The sequence below is a fragment of the Streptomyces sp. SAS_270 genome (genome assembly GCF_052543295.1).
In genome coordinates this window covers 1-1,353 of the sequence record NZ_JBMNDS010000182.1, presented here as the reverse complement: position 1 = coordinate 1,353, position 1,353 = coordinate 1, and the positions used below count along the sequence as shown (strand labels likewise).

1 protein-coding gene is annotated in these 1,353 nt (G+C 66.8%); it reads right to left on the bottom strand.

Translation table 11 applies throughout. From position 1 onward, the window contains the following. The coding region (locus tag ACN6LB_RS45790) for a helix-turn-helix domain-containing protein (protein WP_445031095.1) at nucleotides 1-1,106 on the bottom strand (1,106 nt) is incomplete at its 3' end. Nucleotides 1,107-1,353 lie beyond the last annotated feature (247 nt).

Below are 1,353 nucleotides of genomic sequence, written 5' to 3'. Positions count from 1 at the left end.
TCGATATTGGCATCCGCCTGCGCCCGCTCCGCCAACACCCGCAAACCCTCCGCCCCCGACGCATCCCCCGCCAAGATCCGCAACCGATACCGCAGGATGTCCAACCGCACCCCATCCCGATAACTCATCCGCAACTCATCCCCCGCCAACTCCCCCAACAACCCACGAGCCTCCTCATAACGACCCGCCACAAACGCCAAATCAGCCTTCAACGCCGCCAACTCCTGACGCAACGCCGGCGTCCCCACAAACACCAACGCCGCCTCCGCCGCACCCACACACTCCTGCGCAGCCACCGCATCAGCCGGCGACTTCAGCAAGAACAACCGCCCCGCCGCCAACCTCAACCGCAACCACAACACCAAATCCTCACCACTGCCAAACCCCTCCAACGCCTCACCCAAACACTCCTCCGCCGCCCGGAAATCCCCCTGCCGCACCCGCACCGCCGCAGCCGTCCACATCGCCTCCGCCCACAACGCATCCCCCCGCCCCGCCACCAACACCGCCAACTCATCCGCATGCGCCCGCGCATCCGGCAACCGACCCGCCTCCGCCTCCACCGACACCAACGCCAACAACGCCACCGCCCGATCCTCCACCCCCACACCCCCCTCCCGCGCCAACCCATACGCCTCCACCGCCCCCTCCAACGCCAACGTAATCTCACCCAACGACCGCAAACACCGCGCCAACCGCGTCAACCCCCGCACCCGCAACTCCACCAACCCCACCTCATCCCCCAACCCCACCAACTCCTCCAACAACCCCCGCTCCGCCACCAACTCACCCAAAACCCGCCGCCGCCCCGCCAACAACCACAACGCCTGCCACCGCAACACCGGCGACTCATGCCCCTCCGCTGCCAACGCCTCACCCAGCGTCTCCAACGCCTCCACCGACCCCGTCGACGACGCCAACGTCAACGCATGCGCCAACGACCCACCCGCCGGCTCCTCAAAATCCCCCACCTCCAAACCCAACCGCCCCGCCAAATACGACACCGCCCGATCCGTCGGCTGCCGCGCCCCCGACTCCAACCGCGACAAATACCCCGTCGACATCCCCTCCCCCGCCAACGCCGTCTGCGACAACCCCCGCGCCACCCGCAAACCCCGCAAACGACGACCAAACCCCGGCTGCTGCAACACCCCACCCACCCCAAACACTCGACACACCACACCCAACAACCCAACCCCACACACACCCAGCCCAAGCCCAAAACCAAGCCCAAGACCGCAACCGAGCGTAAAGCCGCAGGCAACACCCCGGCAAACCTTTGCCAGAACCCACACCCCCACCTCATGCCAACCTCAAGCAAACCTCCAACACCCCACCCCACACCCCCAGACC